Origin of the sequence: Kribbella sp. NPDC051718 (assembly GCF_040681515.1) — a bacterium.
In the GTDB taxonomy this organism is placed as follows: Bacteria; Actinomycetota; Actinomycetes; order Propionibacteriales; family Kribbellaceae; genus Kribbella.
In genome coordinates this window covers 267,129-290,783 of the sequence record NZ_JBFAYZ010000011.1, presented here as the reverse complement: position 1 = coordinate 290,783, position 23,655 = coordinate 267,129, and the positions used below count along the sequence as shown (strand labels likewise).

The 23,655-nt window shown below is 64.0% G+C and carries 23 protein-coding genes; 16 read left to right on the top strand and 7 right to left on the bottom strand.

Annotated elements, in window-relative coordinates; translation table 11 throughout:
* Positions 1-212: 212 nt before the first annotated feature.
* Together AB0M15_RS34690 and AB0M15_RS34685 are read right to left on the bottom strand one after the other, a co-directional pair.
* Positions 213-770 carry a GNAT family N-acetyltransferase gene (locus AB0M15_RS34690; protein ID WP_363828223.1) on the bottom strand — a complete coding sequence of 186 codons (558 nt, stop codon included), beginning with the start codon at positions 768-770 and terminating at the stop codon, positions 213-215.
* A gap of 30 nt (positions 771-800) precedes the next feature.
* Positions 801-2,123: a hypothetical protein gene (locus tag AB0M15_RS34685; protein ID WP_363828219.1), complete on the bottom strand. Its 1,323-nt coding sequence runs from the start codon at positions 2,121-2,123 to the stop codon at positions 801-803.
* Positions 2,124-2,352: 229 nt separating this feature from the next.
* Here AB0M15_RS34685 and AB0M15_RS34680 point away from each other — a divergent pair, with 229 nt between their 5' ends.
* The 6 genes from AB0M15_RS34680 (at position 2,353) to AB0M15_RS34655 (ending at position 6,282) form a co-directional block, all read left to right on the top strand.
* On the top strand, positions 2,353-2,541 hold the full coding sequence (locus AB0M15_RS34680; RefSeq protein WP_363828215.1) for a hypothetical protein: 189 nt from the start codon (positions 2,353-2,355) through the stop codon (positions 2,539-2,541).
* Between the two features lie 64 nt (positions 2,542-2,605).
* Positions 2,606-2,959, top strand: a complete 354-nt coding sequence (locus AB0M15_RS34675) for a hypothetical protein (RefSeq protein ID WP_363828211.1) — start codon at positions 2,606-2,608, stop codon at positions 2,957-2,959.
* A gap of 294 nt (positions 2,960-3,253) precedes the next feature.
* Complete coding sequence (gene tgmA, locus AB0M15_RS34670) at positions 3,254-3,526, top strand: putative ATP-grasp-modified RiPP (protein WP_363698768.1); 273 nt, start codon at positions 3,254-3,256, stop codon at positions 3,524-3,526.
* A complete protein-coding gene (gene tgmB, locus AB0M15_RS34665) occupies positions 3,526-4,503 on the top strand; it encodes an ATP-grasp ribosomal peptide maturase (protein ID WP_363828206.1) in 978 nt (325 codons plus the stop codon). The genes tgmA and tgmB overlap by 1 nt, the downstream gene beginning before the upstream one ends.
* 50 nt (positions 4,504-4,553) lie before the next feature.
* Positions 4,554-5,681: an ATP-grasp peptide maturase system methyltransferase gene (gene tgmC / locus AB0M15_RS34660; RefSeq protein ID WP_363828201.1), complete on the top strand. Its 1,128-nt coding sequence runs from the start codon at positions 4,554-4,556 to the stop codon at positions 5,679-5,681.
* 121 nt (positions 5,682-5,802) lie between these two features.
* Positions 5,803-6,282, top strand: a complete 480-nt coding sequence (locus AB0M15_RS34655) for a hypothetical protein (RefSeq protein WP_363828195.1) — start codon at positions 5,803-5,805, stop codon at positions 6,280-6,282.
* 147 nt (positions 6,283-6,429) lie between these two features.
* On the opposite strand, the gene AB0M15_RS34650 is transcribed toward AB0M15_RS34655, so the two are convergent.
* The 4 genes from AB0M15_RS34650 to AB0M15_RS34635 all read right to left on the bottom strand — a co-directional run bounded on the left by AB0M15_RS34650 (position 6,430) and on the right by AB0M15_RS34635 (position 10,918).
* The gene (locus AB0M15_RS34650; RefSeq protein ID WP_363828190.1) at positions 6,430-7,653 is read right to left on the bottom strand and encodes a DNA recombination protein RmuC; all 1,224 of its coding nucleotides are present in this window, start codon (positions 7,651-7,653) and stop codon (positions 6,430-6,432) included.
* Between the two features lie 62 nt (positions 7,654-7,715).
* On the bottom strand, positions 7,716-9,131 hold the full coding sequence (locus AB0M15_RS34645; RefSeq protein ID WP_363828187.1) for an MFS transporter: 1,416 nt from the start codon (positions 9,129-9,131) through the stop codon (positions 7,716-7,718).
* A 39-nt stretch (positions 9,132-9,170) separates the two neighbouring features.
* Positions 9,171-9,959, bottom strand: a complete 789-nt coding sequence (locus AB0M15_RS34640) for a polysaccharide deacetylase family protein (protein WP_363828184.1) — start codon at positions 9,957-9,959, stop codon at positions 9,171-9,173.
* 74 nt (positions 9,960-10,033) lie between these two features.
* Positions 10,034-10,918 (bottom strand): DUF817 domain-containing protein, encoded by an 885-nt coding sequence (locus AB0M15_RS34635; protein ID WP_363828181.1) that lies wholly within the window; start codon positions 10,916-10,918, stop codon positions 10,034-10,036.
* A gap of 71 nt (positions 10,919-10,989) precedes the next feature.
* Here AB0M15_RS34635 and AB0M15_RS34630 point away from each other — a divergent pair, with 71 nt between their 5' ends.
* The 9 genes from AB0M15_RS34630 (at position 10,990) to AB0M15_RS34590 (ending at position 22,347) form a co-directional block, all read left to right on the top strand.
* Positions 10,990-11,514 (top strand): GNAT family N-acetyltransferase, encoded by a 525-nt coding sequence (locus AB0M15_RS34630; protein WP_363828178.1) that lies wholly within the window; start codon positions 10,990-10,992, stop codon positions 11,512-11,514.
* A gap of 34 nt (positions 11,515-11,548) precedes the next feature.
* A complete protein-coding gene (gene ychF / locus AB0M15_RS34625) occupies positions 11,549-12,625 on the top strand; it encodes a redox-regulated ATPase YchF (protein ID WP_363828175.1) in 1,077 nt (358 codons plus the stop codon).
* Between the two features lie 398 nt (positions 12,626-13,023).
* Positions 13,024-13,404, top strand: a complete 381-nt coding sequence (locus tag AB0M15_RS34620) for a helix-turn-helix domain-containing protein (protein ID WP_363828170.1) — start codon at positions 13,024-13,026, stop codon at positions 13,402-13,404.
* On the top strand, positions 13,397-14,662 hold the full coding sequence (locus AB0M15_RS34615) for a type II toxin-antitoxin system HipA family toxin (RefSeq protein WP_363828167.1): 1,266 nt from the start codon (positions 13,397-13,399) through the stop codon (positions 14,660-14,662). Before AB0M15_RS34620 ends, AB0M15_RS34615 begins: the two co-directional genes overlap by 8 nt.
* 190 nt (positions 14,663-14,852) lie before the next feature.
* Positions 14,853-16,325 (top strand): DUF3375 family protein, encoded by a 1,473-nt coding sequence (locus AB0M15_RS34610; protein WP_363828164.1) that lies wholly within the window; start codon positions 14,853-14,855, stop codon positions 16,323-16,325.
* Positions 16,322-17,107 (top strand): DUF4194 domain-containing protein, encoded by a 786-nt coding sequence (locus AB0M15_RS34605; protein WP_363828161.1) that lies wholly within the window; start codon positions 16,322-16,324, stop codon positions 17,105-17,107. Before AB0M15_RS34610 ends, AB0M15_RS34605 begins: the two co-directional genes overlap by 4 nt.
* A gap of 17 nt (positions 17,108-17,124) precedes the next feature.
* Positions 17,125-20,475 (top strand): SbcC/MukB-like Walker B domain-containing protein, encoded by a 3,351-nt coding sequence (locus tag AB0M15_RS34600; RefSeq protein WP_363828157.1) that lies wholly within the window; start codon positions 17,125-17,127, stop codon positions 20,473-20,475.
* Positions 20,475-21,635: a Wadjet anti-phage system protein JetD domain-containing protein gene (locus AB0M15_RS34595; protein WP_363828154.1), complete on the top strand. Its 1,161-nt coding sequence runs from the start codon at positions 20,475-20,477 to the stop codon at positions 21,633-21,635. Before AB0M15_RS34600 ends, AB0M15_RS34595 begins: the two co-directional genes overlap by 1 nt.
* The gene (locus AB0M15_RS34590; RefSeq protein ID WP_363828149.1) at positions 21,628-22,347 is read left to right on the top strand and encodes a class I SAM-dependent methyltransferase; all 720 of its coding nucleotides are present in this window, start codon (positions 21,628-21,630) and stop codon (positions 22,345-22,347) included. The genes AB0M15_RS34595 and AB0M15_RS34590 overlap by 8 nt, the downstream gene beginning before the upstream one ends.
* Positions 22,348-22,618: 271 nt before the next feature.
* On the opposite strand, the gene AB0M15_RS34585 is transcribed toward AB0M15_RS34590, so the two are convergent.
* On the bottom strand, positions 22,619-23,266 hold the full coding sequence (locus AB0M15_RS34585; protein WP_363828141.1) for a LysE family translocator: 648 nt from the start codon (positions 23,264-23,266) through the stop codon (positions 22,619-22,621).
* Positions 23,267-23,433: 167 nt separating this feature from the next.
* Here AB0M15_RS34585 and AB0M15_RS34580 point away from each other — a divergent pair, with 167 nt between their 5' ends.
* On the top strand, positions 23,434-23,613 hold the full coding sequence (locus AB0M15_RS34580; protein WP_328328093.1) for a DUF5302 domain-containing protein: 180 nt from the start codon (positions 23,434-23,436) through the stop codon (positions 23,611-23,613).
* Positions 23,614-23,655: the final 42 nt, after the last annotated feature.

Here is a 23,655-nt window from a genome sequence, read left to right as displayed (position 1 = left end):
ACAAGAACAAGAACAAGAACAAGAACAAGAACAAGAACAAGAACAAGAACAAGAACAAGAACAAGAACAAGAACAAGAACAAGAACAAGAACAAGAACAAGGGTGCCTGCTGCCGCTGTGGTTGCCGCGGTGCCGGCGCTCAGGTTATGTCTGTGGCGCAGTAGAGAGGCTCATCTGCATATCGAGGCTGGGCCAGCCGAGCCTTGCACTTCTCATGACGCCGACAACCTCAAAACAAGCCGATCGAATACCGGTGAGTCCGGAAACGGCTGCTTCTCTCCGAGCTGGACCCAGCCCCAGGAGCGGTACGCAGCCTGCGCCGGAACATTGTCCTTGCGCACCAGGAGTTCAGCGACAGGCTCAGGTCTCCCTTCGAGCAGCGCGTCATGGACACGGCGGCCAATGCCTTTCCGCTGGTGACCCGGATGAGTGGCGAACTCCCGGAACATGTAGAGCGGAACCGACTCGATAGGAAGATCCCACTCCGGGTACGTCGAGCGGAGTTCATCCCAGATCGCGCCATGTTGATCGCGCGGGCTGCCGAAGGCATAGCCGGCGACGGTGCCGGCGATCCGGGCGGCAACGAGCTCGAAATCGCGGCCGGGGAGGTACAGCTCCACCAGGCGCTCCCAGAACTGATCCGGGTGGAACCAGGGATCGTGCATCTGATCGGCATGCGAAGCGGCATACACCGGCAAGATGTCGTCCCGAAGTTCCAAGGTGGAGGTTGCGTCGTGCCGCTCGATGGTTAGCTGGTCGAGGTCGCTCATGCCGCTCTGACTACCCCTCTTCAAGGCGGATCAACCTGCACTGAGCTCAAGACACTCACGGAACTCCAGGACCGCCGGCTTCGAGATCTGCGGCGCTGGTACTGCACCGAGTACTTCCTTGGCGAGGGCAACGATCGGTCGAATCCGGTCCCTGCTCGGCAGGCTCTGGAGTGCGGCCGATGCATGCTCGATGCCAGTACTCACATCGCCGCTGTTCACCATCCACAGAGCCCGTTGCAGTTCGATCTGCGCCGGACCGCGCCGGTACTTCGAGGGGTATGCCTTGATCGCCCTGTCCTGAGCAGCCGTCGCTTCGTTCGCGTCCCCGAGGTACGTGTAGACGTAGCTTTCAGTGAAGCGGAGACGATCCTCTGGCCAGCCGTAGATGGAGTCCCGATTGTCGATCGTTTCGGGAGGCAGACTGTCGTAGATTGCGCGCACCTCGTGCAGCGCTGCTTCGGCCTCGGCACGGCGGCCGGCGAGGGCGAACGTCTGGGCCTTGCCTGACATCAGCTCGGCGCGGTCTGTGGGAGTGGAGCCGTTGGCGAACGACTCAGCATGCTCGATCATCTGCAGAATGGCCGCGGTTGGCCGCGCTTCGTAGAGACCACGGACGACTTCACGACCGCGAATCCACATGATCGTGCTCGGGTCGCCAGACTCTTCGGCAAGGTTGCGAGCAGTACGCCACCAACGGCGCGCTTGACGGACGTCGCCGACATTGGCGATCGTCATGGCCATCAGGGAGGCGAGCGTTGCGCCGTACTGACGAAGCTCTTTCATCGGAGCAGGTCGGCTGCCGCGCTCCAACGCCACTTGCAGGCCTAGCATGTCCACCATCAGCGACTGCAACAGCTCCTGCGGCGGCATGCTGATGTAGCTGTAGCCGTACTCCCAGACGATCTCTCGCCACTCATCCGCAGCGGTGTCCGCTCGTTCTTCGGCGAGCCCGAGAGCTAGTCCGTGGCGGGTTGCTTCTAACGCAAGCCCCGGCGCAAGGGCACCGAGCGAGGTTGCACTTCCGAGGCCCAGAAATTGGCGGCGATCAAGCATGTCAGCGTCTCCTTCGGCTGCCAGCAGCTGCACCGCAAGAGCGGTGTAACTGCGCGCATCCAACAAGGGCGGCTCAGCGCTTGGCGGCGGGAGCATGTCCGCCAGTGCTCGAAGCTCACCTTCGGCCTCTAACACCCTATCCAGATGATCAGCCATCTCAGGGCGAGGGGCGCGGACGCCGCGCTCGAGGTCGGAGATCTGCGACTTGCTTGTAGTGGGCGAGATCAGCCAACTGGCGAAGGGAAAGAGCACGCTTGGCGCGCAGAATTTCAGTCCCGCGCCGAACGTCTCCCCGTCCATTGAGATCCTCTCGCCGTGTCCGAGTGTCCATGGACACTCAGCGGACACTCCGCATCTTCCATGACACGCATCGTGACGGGCAAGGTGAAACACGGCATCACCGTCCGTGATCAACCAACCTACCGGGGAGCTGTCGGATCATGACCGCACCTATCTGGATCTTGGCGCTTGTTGCGGCCACGGCCTATGTCTTCATCGTGCGCGACATCATCGGGGAAGTGCGGGGCCGATGACCACGCTCGCGGAAGCCCCACTCCCAACCGACCGCTGCGTCCGCGTCTGGTTTGGTGAGCACGTCATCGCGGAGTACACAGCTGAGCCACAGACGGCGATGCGATACCAGGCCGCAATGGCTCGCCGCTTTGCCAGCCTGCGGGTAACCATCGAGCCGGCGGTGGCAGATGCTGACCTCTCGTGAAAGGCCAGCGTCGCCGCCCTTGGTGGGATCGACTCTGGGAGCGGCTGGTCGCCAAGTTCCGGCAGTGGATGGACGAGGAGCGTTGAGTGGCGACGTCGACTACACACGGCCGCTCCTCCTCGGCTACATCCTGAAGCACCTACTCATGACCGATGGTGAACTGGTCGACATCAAATCCCAGCTCGAGGACTTCGCTCGAATCGAGGGGTTTGCGATGGGGACGATCTACACCGAGGAGACGGACACCTCGCCGGCCGCCTTTGAAGCCCTGATCGAGGCTGTAAACCGGTACGAGGTGACCACCGTCGTCATCCCGAGCCGACTGCACTTCGACGCCCTGGCCGTCGCGCACGACGTCAAGAACACCTTCGAGCGAGCGACCGGCGCTCGCGTCGTCATTGCGAGTCCCGTCCCATGAGCTGGCGAAACCGGTGGGGAGTCGTCGTCCTGAGCCCTCACCTGCAGAAGATCACTGCACACGTACCGGTTCCGCCTTCCTCTCCTCTGTGGAGGGCTCGGCCGCAGATCCCAGAAACCGGCCAATCCATCTCCATGACCGGGATTGCAGTCCTGATGAGAGGCAGATAGGGCCTGACCGCGCGGCCGTCCCTCATCGAACGCGTCTGACGAGGGATTGCACGCGCCCCAACGCGCACCGTGCCAGTTGGTACAGAGCGACACAGTAATCAGCTACCGACCGAGGGTGAAGTTGATGACTACTACGAAATCGATCAGGCCGTGGGGTCTCAATCGTGCGAGTGACTTCGCGGAGACTGCTCAGCTCGACTATGTCGAGGTAGATGTCGATCCGGCGACTCAACTGGGCCGCTTCAAGGATGCCGGTGGCGCCGAGATCATCCCGCTGATGGCATCTCCGAAGCACGGGTCGGGCACCACCACCAACCCGCGTACGGCAACTGGCCAGGACGGTGGTGGCGGTCCGGCTCCGGACAGCGACAACGGGTACGACAGCGACCGCGACTGATGTCCGCCGCTGCCGGTAACCAGCCAGTGGTCCTCGTAGTCACTGGAGCAGATGACGTCACTGCGGATCCTGTGATCGCTGAGCTGAACCGGCGCGGCACGTGTGAAGTCGCTCGGGTTGATCCGGGCGACTTCCCGCACGACGTCGCGATGTCGGCATCGCTCGATGTCGAGCGCGGACGGTGGGGCGGCCAGTTGACCACTCCCAGCCGCACGATCGAACTCGCAGAGGTCGCCGCGGTCTACTGGCGACGACCAACACCGCACAAGTTCCCAGGCCTGGATGATCAGGACGCAGAGTTCGCCAAGGTCCAAGCACGCGAAGGCTTCGGTGGAGTGTTGGCGAGCTTGCCAGGATGCCGCTACGTCAACCACCCTCACCGCAACTGGGCAGCGGAATACAAACCGAGCCAGCTCACCGTCGCTGCAGAGTTGGGCTTCACTATGCCCCCGACGCTGATCACGTCCGATCCCGATGCAGCTCGGGCGTTCGCTCGAAAGCACTCACCGGCCATCTATAGGCCCCTGCGAGTAACTGCTCTGATGAGAGACGGGCGACCGCAGGCAATGTGGACGCAGCGCGTCGAGCCCGAAGACCTCGATGAGACGGTGGCTGGCACCGCGCACATGTTCCAAGCCGAGGTCGTTGGCAAGGTGGCAGATCTACGCGTCACTGTCGTTGGCAACCAAGTGTTCTGCGTGCGGATCGAGTCCTCTGACGGTCGACTTGATTGGCGATCAGACTACGACACGTTGAAATACGAGGTGGTCGACCTGCCGCACGCGCTGATTACGAAGCTGAAGGAGTACCTGCGCCGATTCGGCCTCTCCTTCGGCTGTTTCGACTTCGGGGTGAGCGACGACGGCACGCCATACTTCTTGGAGTGCAATCCCAATGGACAGTGGGCATGGATGCAACCACCCACCGGACTGCCGATGACTGAAGCCTTTGCTGATGCCCTGGAGGGAACGCAGTGAGCCTGGACGAATTAGCCAAGGAAGCCTCAGGGCTACGACACGACCTTGCGGTGCGGCTGGAACGTGATGGCTACATCCGTACGCCGCAGTGGCGAGCGGCCGTCGAGGAGGTCCCACGGCACGAGTTCGTTCGGCAGTTTTTTGATCGAGTGGACGTGTCCAACGCGCCGACGCTGTGGGATCCAACGAGCCCTGAACGGTCGACGATCGATCGCTGGTTACTGCTGGCGTACAAAGACGCATCCCACGTCACCCAACTCGACGGCAGAGTCGCGCCAGGCGATGTCGCCGGCCCCGTCGAGGGCAACCCCACGTCGTCCTCGACAATGCCGAGCCTCGTCGTGCGGATGTGGGAGGACCTCGAGGTCAGGGATGGCGACCGAGTCTTGGAGATCGGCACCGGCACTGGGTACTCAGCAGCTCTTGGCTGTCACCGACTCGGACCGGACAACATCACCTCGGTCGAGTTCGATCCGGGAGTCTCTGAACGAGCGCGGCAAGCTCTCGCGCGCGCCGGTTACCGCCCGCAGTTGATCGTCGGAGACGGCGAGAAGGGTTCACCCGGCAGAGCTCCATACGACCGCATCATCGCGACGTGTTCCTTCCGATATGTGCCGCAGGCGTGGCTAGAGCAGTCCAAGCCCGGCACGATCATCCTCGTGACGCTGTCCGGCTGGATCGGCGCAACAGGCCTGGTGAAGCTGACTGTGACTGGCGACGGGTCGGCTGAGGGACAGTTCTTGCCGGGATACGTCAGTTTCATGCCATCCCGAGCACACAGCCCGGAGCCTGCGCTGATCCCAGACATGCTGGGTGACGCCGACACCCGGAAAACAGGTCTCGGGCCGGACGTGCTGATGACCTACGGCCCAGCCCAACTCGTCGCACAACTGGCCTTGCCCGAGGCGCAGTACATCCACTTCGGCCACGGCGGCGACCTTCCTGAGCATCTACTTGTGCAGCCGGACGCGTCGTATGCAGCATTCACAGGCACCGCGGGCAACTGGACTGTTCGGCAGGGTGGGCCGCGTCGTGTCTGGGATCAGGTCGAGCGCGCTGTCGAGGACTGGCACAGTTCCGGCGAACCAAGGATCGAAACGTTCCGGGTGATCGCCGCAGCGGCTGAACAGCGGGTACAGATTCTCAGTGGGCATAGCTGGCGACTGCCAAGTTCCTAGAGGTCGCGTGCGAGCCTCGGGCTCACTTGAGCTCGCCTGAATCCGCTCAGGTCACTGCCCGGAGGCCAGGGACCTGGCGAGTAGCTATGCAGCTACCGAAGAAAGAGGAGCGTTGTAGGCGATGAGGATTGGCATTACCGGGCACTCGAATCTGACACCACCTTCCGAGAAGTTGGTCTATGACGCAATGCGCGGAGTTTTGAAGCCGTATCTGCAGGAAGAGGTCAGCGGGGTAACGTGCCTGGCGCGAGGAGCGGATCAGATATTCGCCCGGGTGATCGGTGATGTCGGTAGTCAATTCGCAGTTGTTCTCCCTTCGCGGAATTACCGTGACAAGAAGGTAAAGCCTGCCAATCGCGATCTGTTCGATGAGCTGCTCTCCGCGGCGGTCGAGGTGACCTATCTGCCGTTTGATGAGCCGGGCCGGGATGCATATATGGCCGCGAGCGAGGAATTGGTGTCCCGCAGCGATTTGCTGATCGCTGTGTGGGATGGCAAGCCTGCAGGTGGGTACGGCGGGACGGCTGATGTCGTGGCCTATGCGCTGAGCCAGGGACGCCGAGTGCTCGTTCTCTGGCCGGAGGGAGCTGAGCGGGACTGAGTGCCGTGCCCACATAGCCTGAGACGGTCCTCGCCGGTCGATGCTTGAGGTCGGCGGACTGCGGGTCGGGTGGCGAACTCCGCGAAGCAACTCGGGTCGTCTGGCGATGGGATGCAGGGCTAGACAGGCGTGGGGGGTCTTTGCTCGTCAGCCGGTTTGGGAGTCGAGGCCTGGGAGGGGTGGGGGTTCTCGGTGGGTTTTGTCGATGGGTGGGCTAGGGAGCCAGCGGTGGGTGTCGGGGGTTTCGTCGAGGGCTAGGAATTCGGGGGCGGTGAGGGGGCGGGCGGAGGCTTCGATGGATTCCATGGCGGTTAGTTCTGCTTCGGTGACGTGGAGGTCTCGGAGTTTGCGGGCGGTGGTGAAGACTCGGCGTTCGAAGGAGCCGACAGTGGAGTTGTAGGCGTCTACGGCTGAGGTCAGGGAGCGGCCTACGCGGTTGAGGTGGTCGCCCATCGTGCCTAGGCGTTCGTAGAGTTCTCGGCCTAGTTCGAAGACCTGTTGGGCTGATTCGGTCAGGGCTGATTGGTTCCAGGCGTAGGCGGCGGCGCGCAGGGTGGCGATCAGGGTGGTGGGGGTCGCCAGGATGACGCGGCGTTCGGCGGCGTACTCGAGGAGGGAGGGCTCGACGTCCAAGGCGGCGGAGAGGAAGGACTCGCCGGGGACGAAGAGGATGACGAACTCGGGGGTCGAGGGGAGTCGTGACCAGTAGGCCTTGGCGGAGAGTTGGTCGACGTGGGTGCGGAGGTGGCGGGCGTGGGCGCGGAGGCGTTCCTCGCGGAAGTCGGCGTCGTCGCTCTCGGCGGCTTCCAGGAAGGCCGCCAGCGGGACCTTGGAGTCGACGACTAGGTTCTTGCCCTCGGCAAGTCTCACCACCATGTCGGGACGCAGCAAGCCGTCTTCGCCGACCGTTGTGGTCTGCTCGGTGAAGTCGCAGTGGGCGACCATGCCGGCCAGTTCGACCGTACGCCGGAGGTGCAGCTCGCCCCATCGCCCGCGCACCTGTGGTTTGCGCAGTGCGGTCGACAGTGAGGCGGTCTCGCGACGGAGCGCCTCGCCGCTCATCCGCACCTCGTTGACCTGTTGGTGCAGCTGGCTCTGCCAGGCGGCGCGGCCCTTCTCCAATTGGTTGAGCTGGGCATGCAATCGGTCGAGCGACTCCTTGACCACCGCTTGCCCGGACATCTGTTGCCCGACCGTCGTCCGCTCCTGCGTGAGCTCGACCACCCGATCCTCGGCTGCGTCGCGCTCAGCGGTGATCCGCGCGAGCGACGCGCCGTCGCGCCCTCGCGACCAGAGCAGGCCGAAGACCCAGCCGAGCCCGAGCCCGACCAGGAGGAAAACCAAGAGCAGCAGAACCGCGGTACCGGTCATGTCACAGACAGTCGCAGACCCCGCCGACAATTTCCGCACGACAAGCCCGGTACCACCGAACCTCAGTGTGTGAGCTGCGCCGCGGCAGCCTTGCGAGCCGCCCCTGAGCGAGCGATCCGCCAGGCGGGGAAGGCGCCGAGCAGGGCAACAATCGCGAAGACCGACAGCAGCAGATGAGCCGAGGAGAGGACTGACGGTTCGCCGAGCTTGACCAGTACGCCGGCCAAGGCCGCGCTGAAAGCACTCGACATCAAGAAGACCGTATTGATGCCCGCGGACGCCTTGGCTGCCTCCTCCGGGTCCTCGACGCTGCTGAACGCCGCGACGGCCAGGTGCGGGAAGGCGATACCAATCCCGGCGCCGGCCGCGAACAGGGTCACGAACCACAGAGCAACCACCAAGGCGGACGGCCCATCAGCCTGCAAGGCGGCGTACGCCGCAAGCCCGATCGCCAGCAACATGGGTCCACCCACGATCAGCCGGCGTACGACGGCAAGGCGGGTCGCATTAGCGCTGACCGTCTGGCTGAGCGACCACCCAAGCGACAATGCGGCACCGAGGAACCCAGCCAGCAGCGGCGACAACTTGCCCAGCTCCTGCCCGAAGAGCGGGATGAACGCCTCGGTACCGATGCCAAAGGCAAGGATCCCAACGGTCAGGTAGACCCACTTCAGCGACTTCCCCGCAGCAAACGTCACCCGCGGCAAGACAGCCGCCTTGGCGGTCCGCTCGAACAAGACAAAGACGACGCCAAGCCCCAATCCGACCACCAGCACCACCGCGGTCGCCACCCCAGCCGGCACGATGCTCGCTATGCTGACCATGGCGACCGCCGCGGTCAGCAACACCAGCGACACCCCCGGTACTGCGGAGCCGACCGCCGCACGCTCAGTACGAGGAATCACCCGTACAACGACCACCATCAGTACTGCGGCCAGCGCAACGAGCAACCAGAACGCCGGCCGCCAAACGCCCAGTTGCCCGAATGCGCCACCGGCAGACGGCCCGACCAGGTTGCCCACACCCCACATCGCCGACACGAGCGCCGCCGCCTTCGCCCACAACCGCTCCGGCAGCGCCCGCTGGATAAGCGCATACCCGAGCCCCGCGAGGAGACCGCCACCGAATCCCTGCACTGCCCGCCCGGCCAGGAAGACCCCGATCCCCGGGCTCACCGCTGCGATCAGGGAGCCGAGCCCGAACAGCCCGAAGGCGAGCAGATAGGCAGCCAGGGAGCCGCGCGTGATCAGGATCCGGCTGACCAGCATCGAGCTGATCACCGACGCGACCAGGAAGGCCGTCATCGTCCAGGCGTAGAAGCCGGTACCGCCGATGTCGCCGACGATCGTCGGCAGCAGGCTGGTGGTGAGGTAGACGTTGCTCGCCTCCATCAGCACGCCGCCGGCCAGTACCACCGCCACGGGGGCGTAGGTGAGGCCGAGGAGTTCGCGCCAGGAGCCGTTCGTCTTGGTGTCCATTGCTGGACAGTAAGACTTGAAGCAAGGTTGAGATCAAGGTCAGCAGGCCATCGCGGGGAAGCTGTAGCCCTGCGCCTTGAGCAGGCGGAGCGCCTTGTCGAGCGCCGCCACGGTCTGGCTGCGGTCGCCGCCACCGTCGTGCATCAGGATGATGTTGCGCTTGTGGGCGTGCGTCATGATGTTGTTCACGATCGCGTGCACGCCGGGCCGGGCCCAGTCGCGCGGGTCGACGTCCCAGAGTACCTGGACCATACCGGCGGCCTTGATGTCCGCGCGGACCTTCGGGTTCGAGGCGCCGAACGGCGGCCGGAAGCACTTGGACAGCGGGCCGTCGAAGATCTCGTGGTGCCGCTTCGCCGCCGAGATCGCGGTCAGCTGCGGGTGTGAGATCGAGTGGCTGCCGATTGTGTTGCCTGCGGCAAGTACTTGCTCGCGAAGCCCCGGGTGCGCTGCCTGCATGTTGCCGAGTTCGAAGAAGGTCGCGTGGGCGCCGTACTTCTTCAGCACCTGCAGGATCTTCGGCGTCCAGTACGGATCCGGGCCGTCGTCGAAGCTGAAGAACAGCACCTTCTTGTTGCCCGCCGACGCCGCGAGCGTCGGGTCGCCGGCCGGTTTGCGCGGCTTGCCGCTCTCCGGCGAGCCGGAATTGGTCGGCGGCGTGGGCGTCGTGGTCGGCGTCTCGATCGGCGTCGACGACGGGCTGCTCGGTGACGACGCGGAGGTCGGCTTGGGCTGGTTCGTGTGTCCCAGCGCCAGGGCGATCAACGAGCCGACGACCAGCGCCGAGGCGGCGGCGGTGGCGATGATGGCGGCAAGCTTTCGGGACATGATGCTCCCTTGCAGATCAGGCGGATGTTCCCCAGATACGCTCCCCCTCAAGGAGCTTTCGTTGGTAAGACGCCTTACATCCGGGCCCGGTTGGCATCGCTGTGTTGCGGGGAGATCTCAGTAGCTTTCGGAGTCGCAACAGTGGCGAGCGTGCCGCGGTGGTACAGCCTGCCCTCCAAGGACTTCACGCTCGCGACCAGCACGAAGCTCATGCTGACCAGCAGCGCCCACGCGCCGAACTTCGCCGGGTGCACCAGGTGCCAGACGTTCACCTGGTCGGGGTAGTTCCAGGCATCCAGGAAGGTGCCGAAATTCTCCGCGATCCAGAGGAAGAAGCCGATCAGCGCGAACCCCAGAGCCAGCGGCATTCGGTACCTCCGGGTGCCTACCGTGTAGAAGACCCACGTGCGCCGCAGGACGAGCATAAGAGCCAGCGCGATCGGGATGCGCAGGTCGACGATCCAGTGGTGGGTGAAGAAGTTCGCATAGATCAGTACTGCGAGCACGGTGGTGAGGACCGGTCGATAGCCGCTGACCCGCAGGTCGAACCGGCGCCACGCCTGGCAGATATAGCTGCCGACCGCGGCGTACATGAAGCCGGCGAAGAGCGGTACGCCGGCGACCTTCGTCACGGCGTCACCGGGGTACTGCCAGGAGCCGATCTGGACCTTGAAGAGTTCCAGTCCGAGGCCGACCAGGTGGAAGCCGAAGATCACGGCGACCTCACGCCAGGTCTCCAGGCCGGCCAGCCAGAACCCGAAGGTGAGCAGGATCGAGTAGACCAGCAATGCGTCGTACCGGGCGATCGGCAGGTCGACGTACTTCGAGAGCGCAAGGCCGGCGAACAGCGCGGCGGCGAACAGGCAGGAGACCAGCTCGGTCCAGCCGAACCGCAGGAATTGCGAGCAGGCGAACACGATGCGTGATCGGTTGGGTGCGAGTTTTCTCCAGCTGGTCACAGAAAGGAGACGCTGCTTGCTCTCGGCTGGTTGGGACGGATAGATCACTTCCAACGGTTGGAGGTGCTGCGATGGATCCGAAGGTGGTCTACCAGACGGACCGGCTGGTCGTACGCGACTGGGCGGAGAGCGACGGGGACCGGGTGTTCGACATCTACCGGCGCTGGGAGGTGTCGCGCTGGCTGGGCGCGGACCCGCGGGTGATGACGGATCGTGACGCGGCGTCACGGACGATCGAGCGGTGGAACACGCGCAACTCGGATGACCTCTACGGGATCTGGGCCGTGGAGGAGAAGGCGACCGGCGTGGTCGCGGGGACGGTGTTGCTGGTACCGCTCCCCTCTGACGGCCCGTCGTCGAAGGGTGAGGTCGAGGTGGGGTGGCACTTCCACCCCGACTCGTGGGGGCGCGGGCTCGCGACGGAGTCGGCGCAGGGGGCGATCGCGCATGGGTTCAAGGCGGGCCTTGGGGAGATCTATGCGGTCGTACGGCCGGACAACGGTCCGTCGATCGCGGTGTGCAAGCGGCTCGGGATGCAGCCGCTGGGGTTGACGTCTCGCTGGTACGACGCGGAGCTGGAGTCCTTTGTGATTTAGGTCGAGTGGGCCACGCCGCGTAGTCTTGCTGCCCGTGGCACTCTCCATCGGAATCGTCGGGCTCCCCAATGCGGGCAAGTCCACGCTCTTCAACGCGCTGACCAAGAACAACGTGCTCGCGGCGAACTACCCGTTCGCGACGATCGAGCCCAACGTCGGAGTGGTCGGCGTACCGGACGCGCGGCTCGCGAAGCTGGCTACCTTGTACGACTCTGCCAAGGTGATCCCGGCGACGGTGCAGTTCGTCGACATCGCCGGCATCGTCCGCGGCGCGTCGGAGGGCGAGGGGCTGGGCAACAAGTTCCTCAGCCACATCCGCGAGGGCGACGCGATCTGCCAGGTCACCCGGGTGTTCCGCGACGACGACGTCACCCACGTCGACGGCAAGGTCTCGCCGGCCGACGACATCTCCACGATCCAGACCGAGCTGATCCTGGCCGACCTGCAGACGGTGGAGAAGGCGATCCCGCGGCTGGAGAAGGAAGCCCGGCTGAAGAAGGAGAGCGTCGCCGTCCTGGAGGCGGTGCGCGAGGCGCAGAAGCACCTCGAGGCCGGTACGCCGATCATCGCCACCAACGTCGACCGCGACGCGATCCGCGAACTGATGCTGATGACGGCCAAGCCGTACATCTTCGTCTTCAACTGCGACGCCGACGAGCTCGCCGACGAAGCCCTCAAGCAGAGCATGCGCGACCTGGTCGCCCCCGCCGAAGCGATCTTCCTGGACGCCAAGTTCGAAGCCGAGCTGGTCGAACTCGACGACGAAGCCGAAGCCCGCGAAATGCTGGCCGAGATGGGTGTGGAAGAGCCCGGCCTGGACGTCCTGGCCCGAGTAGGCTTCGAGACCCTAGGCCTACAGACCTACCTGACGGCAGGCCCCAAAGAGTCCCGGGCCTGGACCATCAAGAAGGGCGCCACCGCCCCCGAGGCCGCCGGCGTGATCCACACCGACTTCCAACGCGGCTTCATCAAAGCCGAGATCGTCTCCTTCGACGACCTGATGGAAGCCGGCAACATGGCCGCCGCCAAGTCCGCCGGCAAGGTGCGCATCGAAGGCAAGGACTACATCATGGCGGACGGCGACGTCGTGGAGTTCCGCTTCAACGTCTAAAGGACACCGCCTCCGGCGGCGACTAGCCTATTGGCGCCTCCGGCGCAAGCACGCGACGCAGCCTTCGCCAAACCTCGGCGGCGCGCCGCAGCCGTCCGCCGAGGCTTCCAGTGGATCTCGAGCTCGAATCTACGGAGCAACTCGAGGAAGCCGTCTTGAAGCTCGCCGCCATCGGTACGACAGTCGTCAAGCCGCCTACCAACTACCCTTGGGGCAGCTCTTCAAGATGGTGCACGGTCCCGATGGCCACCGCGTAGGACTCAAAGCGCCCAAGCTATGAGCCGTCATGGTATTCGGCTTCGCGATGTTGTCTTCGTTCGAAGACAGCTATCTCTTGTCTTCGTTCGTGGACAGAGGGATGATGTCTACGTTCGGAGACAGCGCTGGAGGGAGGGCTCATGCGTGATACAGCGATTCCCGACTGGAACAAGTTCGGGGCGACCATCAAGGCTGAGCGTGAGCGTCTGGCGTTTAGCCAGCATGAGTTGGCTGCGCGCGCGGGCGTGTCCCGATCGTGGCTAGCGAAGCTTGAGGCGGGTCACCGCGGTGCGGAGTTCGAACAGATCCTGCGTCTTCTCGAGGCACTCGGGTTGTCTCTCATTCTTCGTTCGTCTGCACCAGCTGGAAGTGAGGCGAACGCGAGCATGGCTCCGGGCAGTCGGCCCGCTCTGGACACGCAGGCCATGCAGGAGTTGATGGACAGGCATCGGCTCAGCGCTGAGAACCGTCGGCGCGCCTGGTCTGACGCCCATCGCTCGGGTTCCTCAGACCATGACTGAGTCCTTGGCGGTTCTGCTCTACGGGCAGCTTGTGGGGCGGCTGGACCGAACGAGTCCAGGTGCTCTGCCAACCTTCAGGTATGAGGACGCCTACGTTGCTGCGGGTGGTGTTCCGCTGTCGCTGCGGCTCCCGGTCGCGCCAACGACCTACCCGGCACGCCGCGTCGAGCCGTATCTGCGTGGTCTGCTTCCAGAGAATCGGGAGACTCTCGCTAGATGGGCCGAGCGGCTCGGAGTCGCAGTGGACGACATCTTCGGGATTCTGGCCGAAATGGGATGGGAGTGTCCCGGTGCGGTGCAATTTTGTCGTTCCGAGGATGTCGAGGAGTTGCTCGATCGAAGTGGGGAGTACTTGCCCGTCGATGACAGCTACATCGCCAAACGCTTGCGTGAACTCATTGAGGCGCCCGCCTCGTGGACCATGCCAGACGAGCATTGGTCGCTGGGAGGGCAACAGGAAAAGTTCGCTTTGATGGCGGTCGAAGGTCGCTGGCACGAGGCGCAGGGGTCCGCAGCCACCACGCACATCGTCAAGCCGGGTATCAAGATCTTGCTCCACCAGGCACTCGTCGAACATCTGACTATGTCGGCGGCATCCGACCTGGGGGTCGATGTCGCGGCAAGTCGCATCATTCAATTCGATGATCAGTGGGCGCTTGTGATTGAGAGATTCGATCGGATTGTGGGCGATAGCTCAATAGTTCGCGTCCATCAGGAAGATTTCTGCCAGGCGCTCGGCCGGCTTCCGGAGGCGAAGTACGAGGCGCGTGGCGGTCCCGGGCTCGCTGATATGTCGGGCCTCGTCAAGAGGTGGTCATCACAGCCGGACGACGACTTGATGGCGCTCGCCGACTTCGCAGCTGTCAATCTCGTCGCGGGGGCGCCTGACGGACACTCGAAGAACATCTCGCTGCTTTTGGCTCACGACGGACAGCGTCGAATTGCACCCCTCTACGACCTGGCCACTGGCTTGAGTTACGACCGTGGGTCGGTCGAACGAACCGTGGCGCTTTCCATCGGCGGTGAGCGGATCTTCAGCCGGATAAGGCGTAAGCAGTGGGAGAGGGCGGCAAGAACTCTAAGTATGGACCCCACTCTGCTTATCGATCGTGCCAGCGGATTGGCCGAGCAGTACCCGGCTGCCTTCGAGCGAGCTGTGGCCAACGCCCAAGACGTCCCAGGAGCGGACGAAGTCGGCAGCCGTACACTCCCGGCGCTGCGCGAACACTGTAAGAGTCTCTTGCAACAGATCGGGTAGATAAATGAGGTGATACGAGCTTCGCGGCACGAACTGAAGCCGTGTGTGCCCTCTGCGGCGGGCGGACTGGGGTGTGCACACCACGAAGATCGACAGAATCTTCAGAGGTGTCACGAAAAGTGTCGGCGGTGACATCTAGTCTCTCGAGCAGAGAACTAAGATGCATGCCACCGGGGCGGGGAGGGGGGTCGTGGCGGACATTGAGGGCGAAGTTGCGCGTACGCAGACCGCGCTGAACACGCCGACGTTGAAGTTACTCACTCATAAGTGGGCCGCCATCGCGGTGCCGATCCTGGCTGTCTCGTTCCCAGACGGCGGAACCCCGATTCCGGTCGAACGGTTCCACGCGATGGTCGATGCGAGGCTCGATGAATTGAGGGTCGCCGGCTACGACGTGCCAGCCGGAGACGGCAAGGCGCTCGCGATGTTCTGGGTGCGGGAGAAGTGGCTGTTCCGCGACCCCGGCGACGGTGAAGAGACCTATCAGGCGGCCGGCGATGCGAACCAAGCCGTTACCTACGTGGCCCGTGCGAGTCGCACCCAATTGAATGTGTCGCTGTCTCGCATCGTGACGCTGATGGATGTCGTCTCCCAAGCGGCGCTGGCGGCCAACCCGAACCGTGAGGAGCGGGTGCTGCGACTGTCGGAGGAAATAGCGCGGCTGACGGCTGAGCGTGACCGCCTCGCCGAGGGCGGGGAGATGCCGGAAGCGACCGAGGCTGAACTGTCGGAGCAGTTCTCCAACGTCCTTCGAGAACTCGACGGTCTGCCGTCCGACTTCCGGCGTGTCGAGGAAGCGGTCCGTGCCATGCACCGCGTCATTACCCGCAACTTCCGTGAAGAGTCGCGGCCCATCGGCGAGGTGGTCGATGACTACCTCGACCGCTCCCGGAACTTGCTTGCGTCGACACCGGAGGGTCGAGCCTTCGCCGGGGCGCTTGACCTTCTGCGCAACCCGGATTGGGTGTCACGCCTCAGGCAGGACTTGAACACGATCCTGGGACATCCTTGGGCCGGCACCCTGTTGCCCGACGAGCAGCGACAGATGAAGACGACAGTCGACGTTATCCGCCGAGGCATCTCAGATGTGCTCTCGCAGCGGCAGCGGCTGTCCTCGACGTTGAATGACCACATCGAGAACTACGACCATGTCAAGAACCGCGAACTCGAATCGGTGCTTCGAAGCATCAACAGCGAGATGCGGCTGTGGATGCGGTCCGCGCGACCCCGCGCCCACGTCGAGGTCGAACTAGTGCCGCCTGCACTTGGCATCGAGGGGTTGAAGCTCAAGACGTTCGATCCTGAGAGCGAGCGACCCCCGGAGCCCTTGGAGGACGTGACTGACGAAGCCCCGGAAGCCTTGTCGCTGGACGACATCAGGAAGCAGGGAGGACCGTCATTGGCTGACCTTCGCTCCGAAATCGCTGACCGCCTCACGACGGGGGCCGTGGAATCGGCGGCGGCACTGTTCAACACGCTCCCGGAGGACCTGCGGCGTCCTGTCGAGATTCTGGGCCTGCACTACCTGCTCACCGGGATGGACGCGAATGTGGACACCTCGGTTCGGGAACTTGTTTCTGCGGTTCGTCCGGACGGCACTACTCGCCAGTTCCTGATGCCACATGTCAACCTGTCTGACTCGGTGCACGGAGACGACGAATGACGACCGATCAGTGGGACCTCGACGACCTTGCTCCTGATCCCAGCGACGACGCGCTGGAGCGGGAGGGGTTGGAGGACGAGCCGACCTCGACGGCCATGTTCGAGGGGGACGGCAGCACTATCTACCCCGAGCAGCGTCGCTGTCTCCACGCTTTGCTCAAGCACCGCTACATCTCCGCAGACAAATACCCCGAGCATTGGGCCGTCCTGCTGGCGAACGAAGAACTCATCAAGAGTCGCCTCAACGACATCTTCTTCGACCTCGTGGTTGAGCGCTCCTATCAAGTTGCGTTCAAACGACAGGCCCGGACCGATTCTGACGACCCGCTACCGACGCTCTTGCAAGACCGTGCGCACACGAAGGAAGAAACCATCGTGTTGATGTTCCTTCGCCAACGGTTCTTCGCGCAGCGCCAAGACGGAGACAACGCGGTATTCGTTGAGCGCAGCACCCTCCTCGACGAGGTTGCGACCATGCGCCCCGAGGACGCCACCCACCGGGCGATGGACCAGAAACGAGCCACCAAAGCTATCGACGGACTCGCCACCGCCGGTGTCCTACTCAAGACCGGAGACACCGACCGGTTTCGCATCTCACCCATCATCGAGGTTCTGTTGCCCGTTGAGACGTTGCTGAAGCTGCAGAGGTGGTTGATGGCGCAGAACGGAACCGACGCACTGACTCCCGAGGCCCGTGAGTCGGCATACAGCACGTTCGATGCGGAATTTGACCTCGACTCCGAGATCGAAGATGGCGCCGGCGGCGAGGATGATGACCAATGACACTCATTCCTGAGGCGATGCTCACCGAGGGCGCCACCCGGTGGAAAGCCGAGTCCCTCCAGATGGTGAATTGGGGTGGATTCCAAGGTCGCACCGAGACTCGCTACTCGCTGACCGGCTCGACCCTCATCTCCGGTGCATCCGGAACTGGGAAGTCGACCATGCTCGACGCCTACCTCGCACTGATGATGCCGTCGGACACCCCATTCAACGGCGCATCCAACGATGCAGGTGGGCGTGCTCGCTCAGTCGAACAACGCAACCTGGTGACGTACCTGCGAGGCAAGACCGACACCAGTAGCGTTGACGGCAGCGACGAACTCCGTGATCAGGTGCTGCGCGGCAGGGACGGTGGTCCGGTCTGGGGTGCGCTCGGCATGACGTTCGTGAACACGAATGGCCGCAAGTACACCGTCATGCGCGTGTACTACGTGAAGGCCGGTGCGCGCCTCAACGGCGAAGTCGCCACCACCTTCGCGGCCCTGGACGGATACCTCGACCTATCGCGGCTCGAACCCCTCGCCGCCACTCGATTCGACAAGCGGAGTATGCGGGCTGCGTTCGCCAGCATCATCTTGTTCGACACGTTCGCCCAGTTCGAGCAGAACCTGTACACGCGCCTCGGCATCGGACCAAACGGTGGCGAGGGTCGTAAAGCGCTCCGATTGCTAGCTCGTGTGCAGGCCGGCATGCAGGTCAAGCGGGTCGACAACCTCTACAAGTCGATGGTCCTTGAAGAACCGATTACCTATGCTGCCGCTGACAAGGCAACCCGTCACTTCGCCGACATCGAAGCCTCGTACATGAAGATGGTGGACGAGGCAGAGAAGGTGAAGGCTCTGCGCCGTCTACCGGACCTGCAGAAGGAATTGGCCGACGGCGAATCCGAGGGCGAAATGATTCGCCAGTTCGGTGCCGACCTTGACGGTCCGTCGCCGTTCCGGCTGTGGAGCCTTCGCAAGGAACGAGACCTCCTCGACGGCGCCGTGGTCGCCAACCGTCACGAGCACGCCGAAGTAACGACACGTCACAGCCAAGCACGCACCAATGAAGTGTCGTACGGCGAACGGCTGCGTCAGATTGCCGGCGAGAAGCGTGCCAATGGCGGGTCGGCAATCGATGAACGCACCCAACGCATCGCGGCCCTCCAACGGTCGCGGCACGGTGTATACGAAGCCAACATCAGGTTCCAGACACGAACCGAGCCAATCGGCCTCGTCGTCCCGGAAACAGTCGATGAGTTCGTGCTCGCGCAGGTCGCCGCGGCCGACTTTCTCAGTGGGTTCGAGGAGCGTCAACGAGGCCTCAACATCGAGGCGAACGGGCTCCGCGAAGAACAACTCGCACCGTTGACCGAACAGCAACGGAGCTTGCTTGGCGAACGCGGCTCACTTCAGGGCCGCGCAGGTATGGTCCCGCGTCCATTGCACGAAGCGCGCGTCGGGATGGCCGAGGCAGCCGGGCTCGACCCGATGAACGACCTACCCTTTGTCGCCGAACTCATCGACGTTCGCCCCGATGAAGAACCGTGGCGTCGTGCCATCGAGACCACTCTCGGCGGATTGGCACGGGTCATCCTCGTGGACCGAAACACCCGCGATCACCTGTCCCGCTCCATCGATGGGGTCCGCATCCGGCCCCGCATCCAGTTCCAAGCCGTGACGCTCGCCGACCACGAAGATTGGTCCGGTGAGCCTGAGTACGTGTCCGGGAAACTCCTCTTCAAGGAGTCGCCGTTCTCTCGTTGGGTCCAAGGTCGCGTATCCGACGACGGTAACGACCACCTTTGCGTTCCGGACAGCGGTAGCCTGACCGGGCCAGGAGCCCGGGTCACGCCATCCGGTCAGACACGCAACGGTGACCGTGGCGCGCACGGTGAATCCGGTGAGGGCAACATCATTGGATTCTCCAACAAGCGCCGCCTGGCTGACATCGAAGAACTCCTTGCCGTGCTCGACCCTCAGATTGAGACTGTGCGGAAGCGCATCGAGGACGTCGAGCGACGGCTCGCTGACTTACGCCGTCAACGTGACGCCACCAGGTACGTCCAGGACGTCACGTGGGAGTCCATCGACTACCTCGGCATCGACAAGCAGGTCGAAGACCTCGAAGAGGAAATCCGGCGGCTCCGCGACGCGAACCAGATTCTCGATGCCCTCCAAGGCGAGGAAGAGCGCCTCAAGCCACTCCACGCCGCCGCGAACAAGGAACGTATCCTCACCGAGGAGCGACTCGAAAAGCTCGGGAAGCAGCACGGCGACCTCGCGTCCGACCAAGACGTCGTCCAGGACGGCATCGACAACATCGTGGCCAACCAGATCGCCGACGTCTCACCAGGACAACAGGCATATCTCGACACCCTCTACGCCACGCACTGGGGCGACACCGACCCCGAGTTGTTCCGTCGTCGCCATGTCACCCAGATGAAGACCCGGCTCCGCGAAGACCTGGGCAAGGTCCAAGCCAGCATCAAAAAGGTCACCGACTCGATGGAATCGATGTTCGAGAACTACAAGGCACGGTGGGTCGAACACAACCTCGGCACCAGTGTCGCCTCCGCCGACGGCTACCGAGAGATACTCGACCGCATCCAGGCCGAGGGCCTGCATGAGCGACGCGACAAGTGGCGACGTGAACTCGCCAAATGGTCCAGCGATGACCTCCTCGAACTGAACGACGCGTTCGAAACCGCTATCGAAGACATCGAAGCCCGACTCGAACCGGTCAACGAAATCCTGTTCACGCTCCCGTTCGGCGGCAAGGGACACCTCCAAATCAACCTCCGCCGGTTGCCGTCGGAGGAAGTCACGAAGTTCCGGCGCACACTGCGAGCGCTGTCCTCCGGTATCGCCCTCGAAACCACCGATGAGCAGGTCGGGGCCCGGTTCAAGCAGTTGCGCGCCTTCATGACCGACATCTCCGTCCCGGAGGGGCACACCAAGTCCTCCACCTCAAAGCGTGACCGGCTCCTCGACGTACGCCAGCACGTTTACATCACTGCCGTCTGCCTCAACGACCGTGGCAACGAAGTCGCCACGTACGACACCCTCGGCAGCAAGTCCGGCGGTGAGACTCAAGAACTCGTAGCCTTCATCGTCGGCTCTGCGCTTCGTTACCAGTTGGGTGACGAAACCCGTTCATGGCCGCGATTCGCGCCCGTCTTCCTCGACGAAGGATTCGTGAAGTCCGACTCCGAGTTCGCAGGCCGGTCGGTCAAAGCATGGCAAGACCTGGGCTTCCAACTCATCATCGGAGCTCCGCTCGACAAGGTCACCGCCCTTGAACCCCACATGGATCTCATCCTCACTGTCACCAAGAACAGCAAGGGGTACTCCTACATCACCGACCTGCCGGACGGAGCCCAGTAGTGAAGACCCCGGCTCAGGTCATCGCCGACATCGAACGACGCCTCACCAACAACTGGCACCTCGATGTCGCGGGCAGCAAAGACTCGTTCCCTCACTCGTTCCCGCTCGGTAGGCCGACAAAGGCAGACCTCAACGCCAACTTCACCGCGTTCTACGACCGAATCGTCGAATGGCAAGACTGGGCCCAAGCCACCGAAACGGCCCTGACCTTCGAGAACAGGTCTGTCAAAGGGACCATCCAGCCCGTCCCCACCCACCTGACCGTCGACAGCATTGACCATGCCGTCGAAATGGTGGCGGGGGAGTGGCCCGACCGGCTGCGGCGGGGCCGGACACGCCTCGCGACCTTGCGACGCTGCTACCCACACCTCGCGGACCACGGGCGCGCGCTCCGGCTCCTCGACAGATACAGCCCGGTGGACTACGACCTCACGCTGACGGTCGCTGACTGGTACCTCGAAGACCCCACCCGAGCCACCGCCGGCGTAACCCCACGACAAGTGCCTCTTCCCGGCGTGCATGCCAAATGGCTCCAAATCCGCACCGCTGGCGTGCTGGCACTCACCGGCCTCGACACTCTCGGACTATTGCCACGCCACCCTGCCCGCATCCACTTCACTTACCTCGATCCAGACCACCGCGGCGCAGGCCGTCGCTGGCACGACTCTGCCACCGTCGGCGACTCGTTCGAACCCGCCTACCAGCCGACCGTCGTCGTCATCTCAGAGAACAAGGACACCGCTATCCATTTCCCGCCGCTTGCCGGTGGTATCGCCGTCGAAGGCGACGGATTCGGCGGCAGAACCGCGGCCGCGTTCCCCTGGCTCGCGAGAGCACGCCGACTCCTCTACTGGGGCGATATCGACGCCCACGGCTACGAAATCCTCAATGGCTACCGAGCCGACGGTCTCCCCGTCGCGTCTATCCTCATGGGCCCTGCAACCTACAAGGCGTACGAGCCATACGGCACCAACATGGACAAGAACAACGTCCCGCTCAGACCTGGCACCGCTAAATCCCTCCCACACCTGACCGACGCCGAACGAGCCGTCTACGAGACTCTGCTCGACCTCGTCAACAGCGGCCACCGACGCATCGAACAGGAGCGCATCCCATTGAACGTGGCGCACGCAACCGTGATCGCGAGCGAGCATGCCTGATGCCTTGTTTGCTGTACCTCGGTTGGCGGAGATCTATGACGCGTTGGAGCCGGAGCGGCGTGATCTCGAGGCGTACGCGGCGATGGTTGACGAGTTCGGGGCGCGGCGGGTGCTGGACGTCGGGTGTGGGACGGGCGTCTTCGCGTTGATGCTTGCCGAGCGGGGGATCGACGTCGTTGGGGTCGATCCGGCGTTGGCTTCGTTGGAGGTGGCGCGGGGGAAGGCGGGGGCTGAGCGGGTTCGGTGGGTACATGGGGATGCGGGGTCGTTGCCGTCGGCGCAAGGTGAGTTGGCGGTGATGACGGGGAACGTGGCGCAGGTGTTCGTCGGGGATGACGAGTGGATGGCGACCCTGAAGGCTGTCCGGCGGGCGTTGGTGCCGGGCGGTCGTTTTGTCTTTGAGACAAGGGATGCGGCGCGGGAAGCGTGGCTGGGGTGGAACCGGGAGGAGACCTACAGCCGGGTTGAGCTGGCCGGTGTCGGTGTGGTGGAGCACTGGACCGACTTGGTGGAGGTTCGGTTGCCGTTGGTGACGTTCAAGCGGACTTACGTTTTCGCCGACGACGGCGCGGCGCTGACGTCGGAGTCGACGTTGCGGTTCCGGTCCCGGGCCGAGGTCGAGGAGTCGCTGGCGGACGCCGGGTTCGCGGTTGACGAAGTACGGGATGCGCCGGATCGGCCGGGGCTCGAGTTCGTCTTCGTCGCCAGTTAGGTGGAGCGGCCAGGGTGCCGGGCAGGGGATGGGGGATCACCGGCACCCTGACCTGTCAGGGGGCCACACGGAGGTGGCGGACGGCCGCGGCGGAGCGTTGGGCCGGTGGGGATCGCCGCGCTGAGTGGGGTGATCGAGGTGTACCGGTGGTCCGGGGGCCGTAGCAATAAATGTACGTCGGTGGACCAAGGGGGAAACGGGCGTCAGCGAGAGGAAAAGGCGCCTCAAACGCTTGAAAACGCGGGAAGTTGGGCGGCGGGTAGCCGGTGGGCTACGGAGCGGCGACCGGCTGGGCCCGGTCTGTGGCGAGCCTCACTGCGAAGACAGCCAGCGCGGTACCGGTGAGGTACCGGTGGATGCGGGACCAGAGGGGTTTGCGGCTGAAGAAGGTCGCCACCGAGCCGGCGGTGATGACGAAGATCGCGTTCACCGCGACGCCGACCGCCAGTTGGGTGAGGCCGAGTAGCAGGCTCTGGGTGCCGACGTGGCCTCGCGACGGGGCGACGAACTGGGGGAGCAGCGAGATGTAGAGGATCGCGATCTTCGGGTTGAGCAGGCAGGTCAGCAGGCCCATGCCGAAGAGCTTGCGAGGACGATCCGGGGTGAGCTCGGACGGGGTGAAGGCGGAGCTGCCGCCGGGGCGGAGGGCACCCCAGGCGAGCCAGAGCAGGTACGCCGCGCCGGCCAGCTTCAGGATCAGGTAGATCTCCGGTACCAGCGCGAAGAGAGTCGCCAGGCCGGCGGACGCGGCGAGCAGGTAGACGAGGAAGCCGACGCCGACGCCCGCGAGCGAGGTGAGCCCGGCGCGACGGCCCTGGACGACGGAGCGCGAGACGAGATAGATCATGTTCGGGCCGGGGATGACGACCAGGCCGAGCTCGACCAGCGCGATCCCGATGAATGCTTCCGTGCTGACCATGAACTGTCCCCTTCGCCGGTCCGTCGCCCGCGACGCTAACAGCCGGGCGGGGGCCGGTCGGAGGCATTTTCGGGGGCTGAGATGGGGGCCGCTGATAATCGGTGGCGTGGTGGTAGGCACAATTGGTTAGCTAGAGGTTGAATGCCTGACGGTTTGAAGGAGACGGTATGAGCGACACGCCCAGCGAGCCGGCCAAGGACGATCTGCAGAAGAAGTTCCGCGAGGCGCTGGCCAAGAAGAACCAGCAGCACGACTCGCACCCCGGGAGTGGGCCGCGGCACGAAGGTGTCGGCGAGGCGCACAACGACAAGCAGAAGCGCCAGTTCCGGCGCAAGTCCGGCAGCTGAATTCCGCCGCCCATCCATCCACCTCGAGCCCCGGGTTGCCGC

Bases quoted from the DNA above. Each gene is read 5' to 3' on its own strand.
- AB0M15_RS34650 (WP_363828190.1), bottom strand. From the start codon at position 7,653: ATGACCGGTACCGCGGTTCTGCTGCTCTTGGTTTTCCTCCTGGTCGGG.
- AB0M15_RS34630 (WP_363828178.1), top strand. From the start codon at position 10,990: ATGGATCCGAAGGTGGTCTACCAGACGGACCGGCTGGTCGTACGCGAC.
- AB0M15_RS34655 (WP_363828195.1), top strand. From the start codon at position 5,803: ATGAGGATTGGCATTACCGGGCACTCGAATCTGACACCACCTTCCGAG.
- AB0M15_RS34640 (WP_363828184.1), bottom strand. From the start codon at position 9,959: ATGTCCCGAAAGCTTGCCGCCATCATCGCCACCGCCGCCGCCTCGGCG.
- AB0M15_RS34685 (WP_363828219.1), bottom strand. From the start codon at position 2,123: ATGGACGGGGAGACGTTCGGCGCGGGACTGAAATTCTGCGCGCCAAGC.
- AB0M15_RS34680 (WP_363828215.1), top strand. From the start codon at position 2,353: ATGACCACGCTCGCGGAAGCCCCACTCCCAACCGACCGCTGCGTCCGC.
- AB0M15_RS34615 (WP_363828167.1), top strand. From the start codon at position 13,397: ATGACTGAGTCCTTGGCGGTTCTGCTCTACGGGCAGCTTGTGGGGCGG.
- AB0M15_RS34585 (WP_363828141.1), bottom strand. From the start codon at position 23,266: ATGGTCAGCACGGAAGCATTCATCGGGATCGCGCTGGTCGAGCTCGGC.
- AB0M15_RS34590 (WP_363828149.1), top strand. From the start codon at position 21,628: ATGCCTGATGCCTTGTTTGCTGTACCTCGGTTGGCGGAGATCTATGAC.
- AB0M15_RS34605 (WP_363828161.1), top strand. From the start codon at position 16,322: ATGACGACCGATCAGTGGGACCTCGACGACCTTGCTCCTGATCCCAGC.
- tgmA (WP_363698768.1), top strand. From the start codon at position 3,254: ATGACTACTACGAAATCGATCAGGCCGTGGGGTCTCAATCGTGCGAGT.
- AB0M15_RS34690 (WP_363828223.1), bottom strand. From the start codon at position 770: ATGAGCGACCTCGACCAGCTAACCATCGAGCGGCACGACGCAACCTCC.
- AB0M15_RS34600 (WP_363828157.1), top strand. From the start codon at position 17,125: ATGCTCACCGAGGGCGCCACCCGGTGGAAAGCCGAGTCCCTCCAGATG.
- AB0M15_RS34620 (WP_363828170.1), top strand. From the start codon at position 13,024: ATGCGTGATACAGCGATTCCCGACTGGAACAAGTTCGGGGCGACCATC.
- tgmB (WP_363828206.1), top strand. From the start codon at position 3,526: ATGTCCGCCGCTGCCGGTAACCAGCCAGTGGTCCTCGTAGTCACTGGA.
- AB0M15_RS34645 (WP_363828187.1), bottom strand. From the start codon at position 9,131: ATGGACACCAAGACGAACGGCTCCTGGCGCGAACTCCTCGGCCTCACC.
- AB0M15_RS34580 (WP_328328093.1), top strand. From the start codon at position 23,434: ATGAGCGACACGCCCAGCGAGCCGGCCAAGGACGATCTGCAGAAGAAG.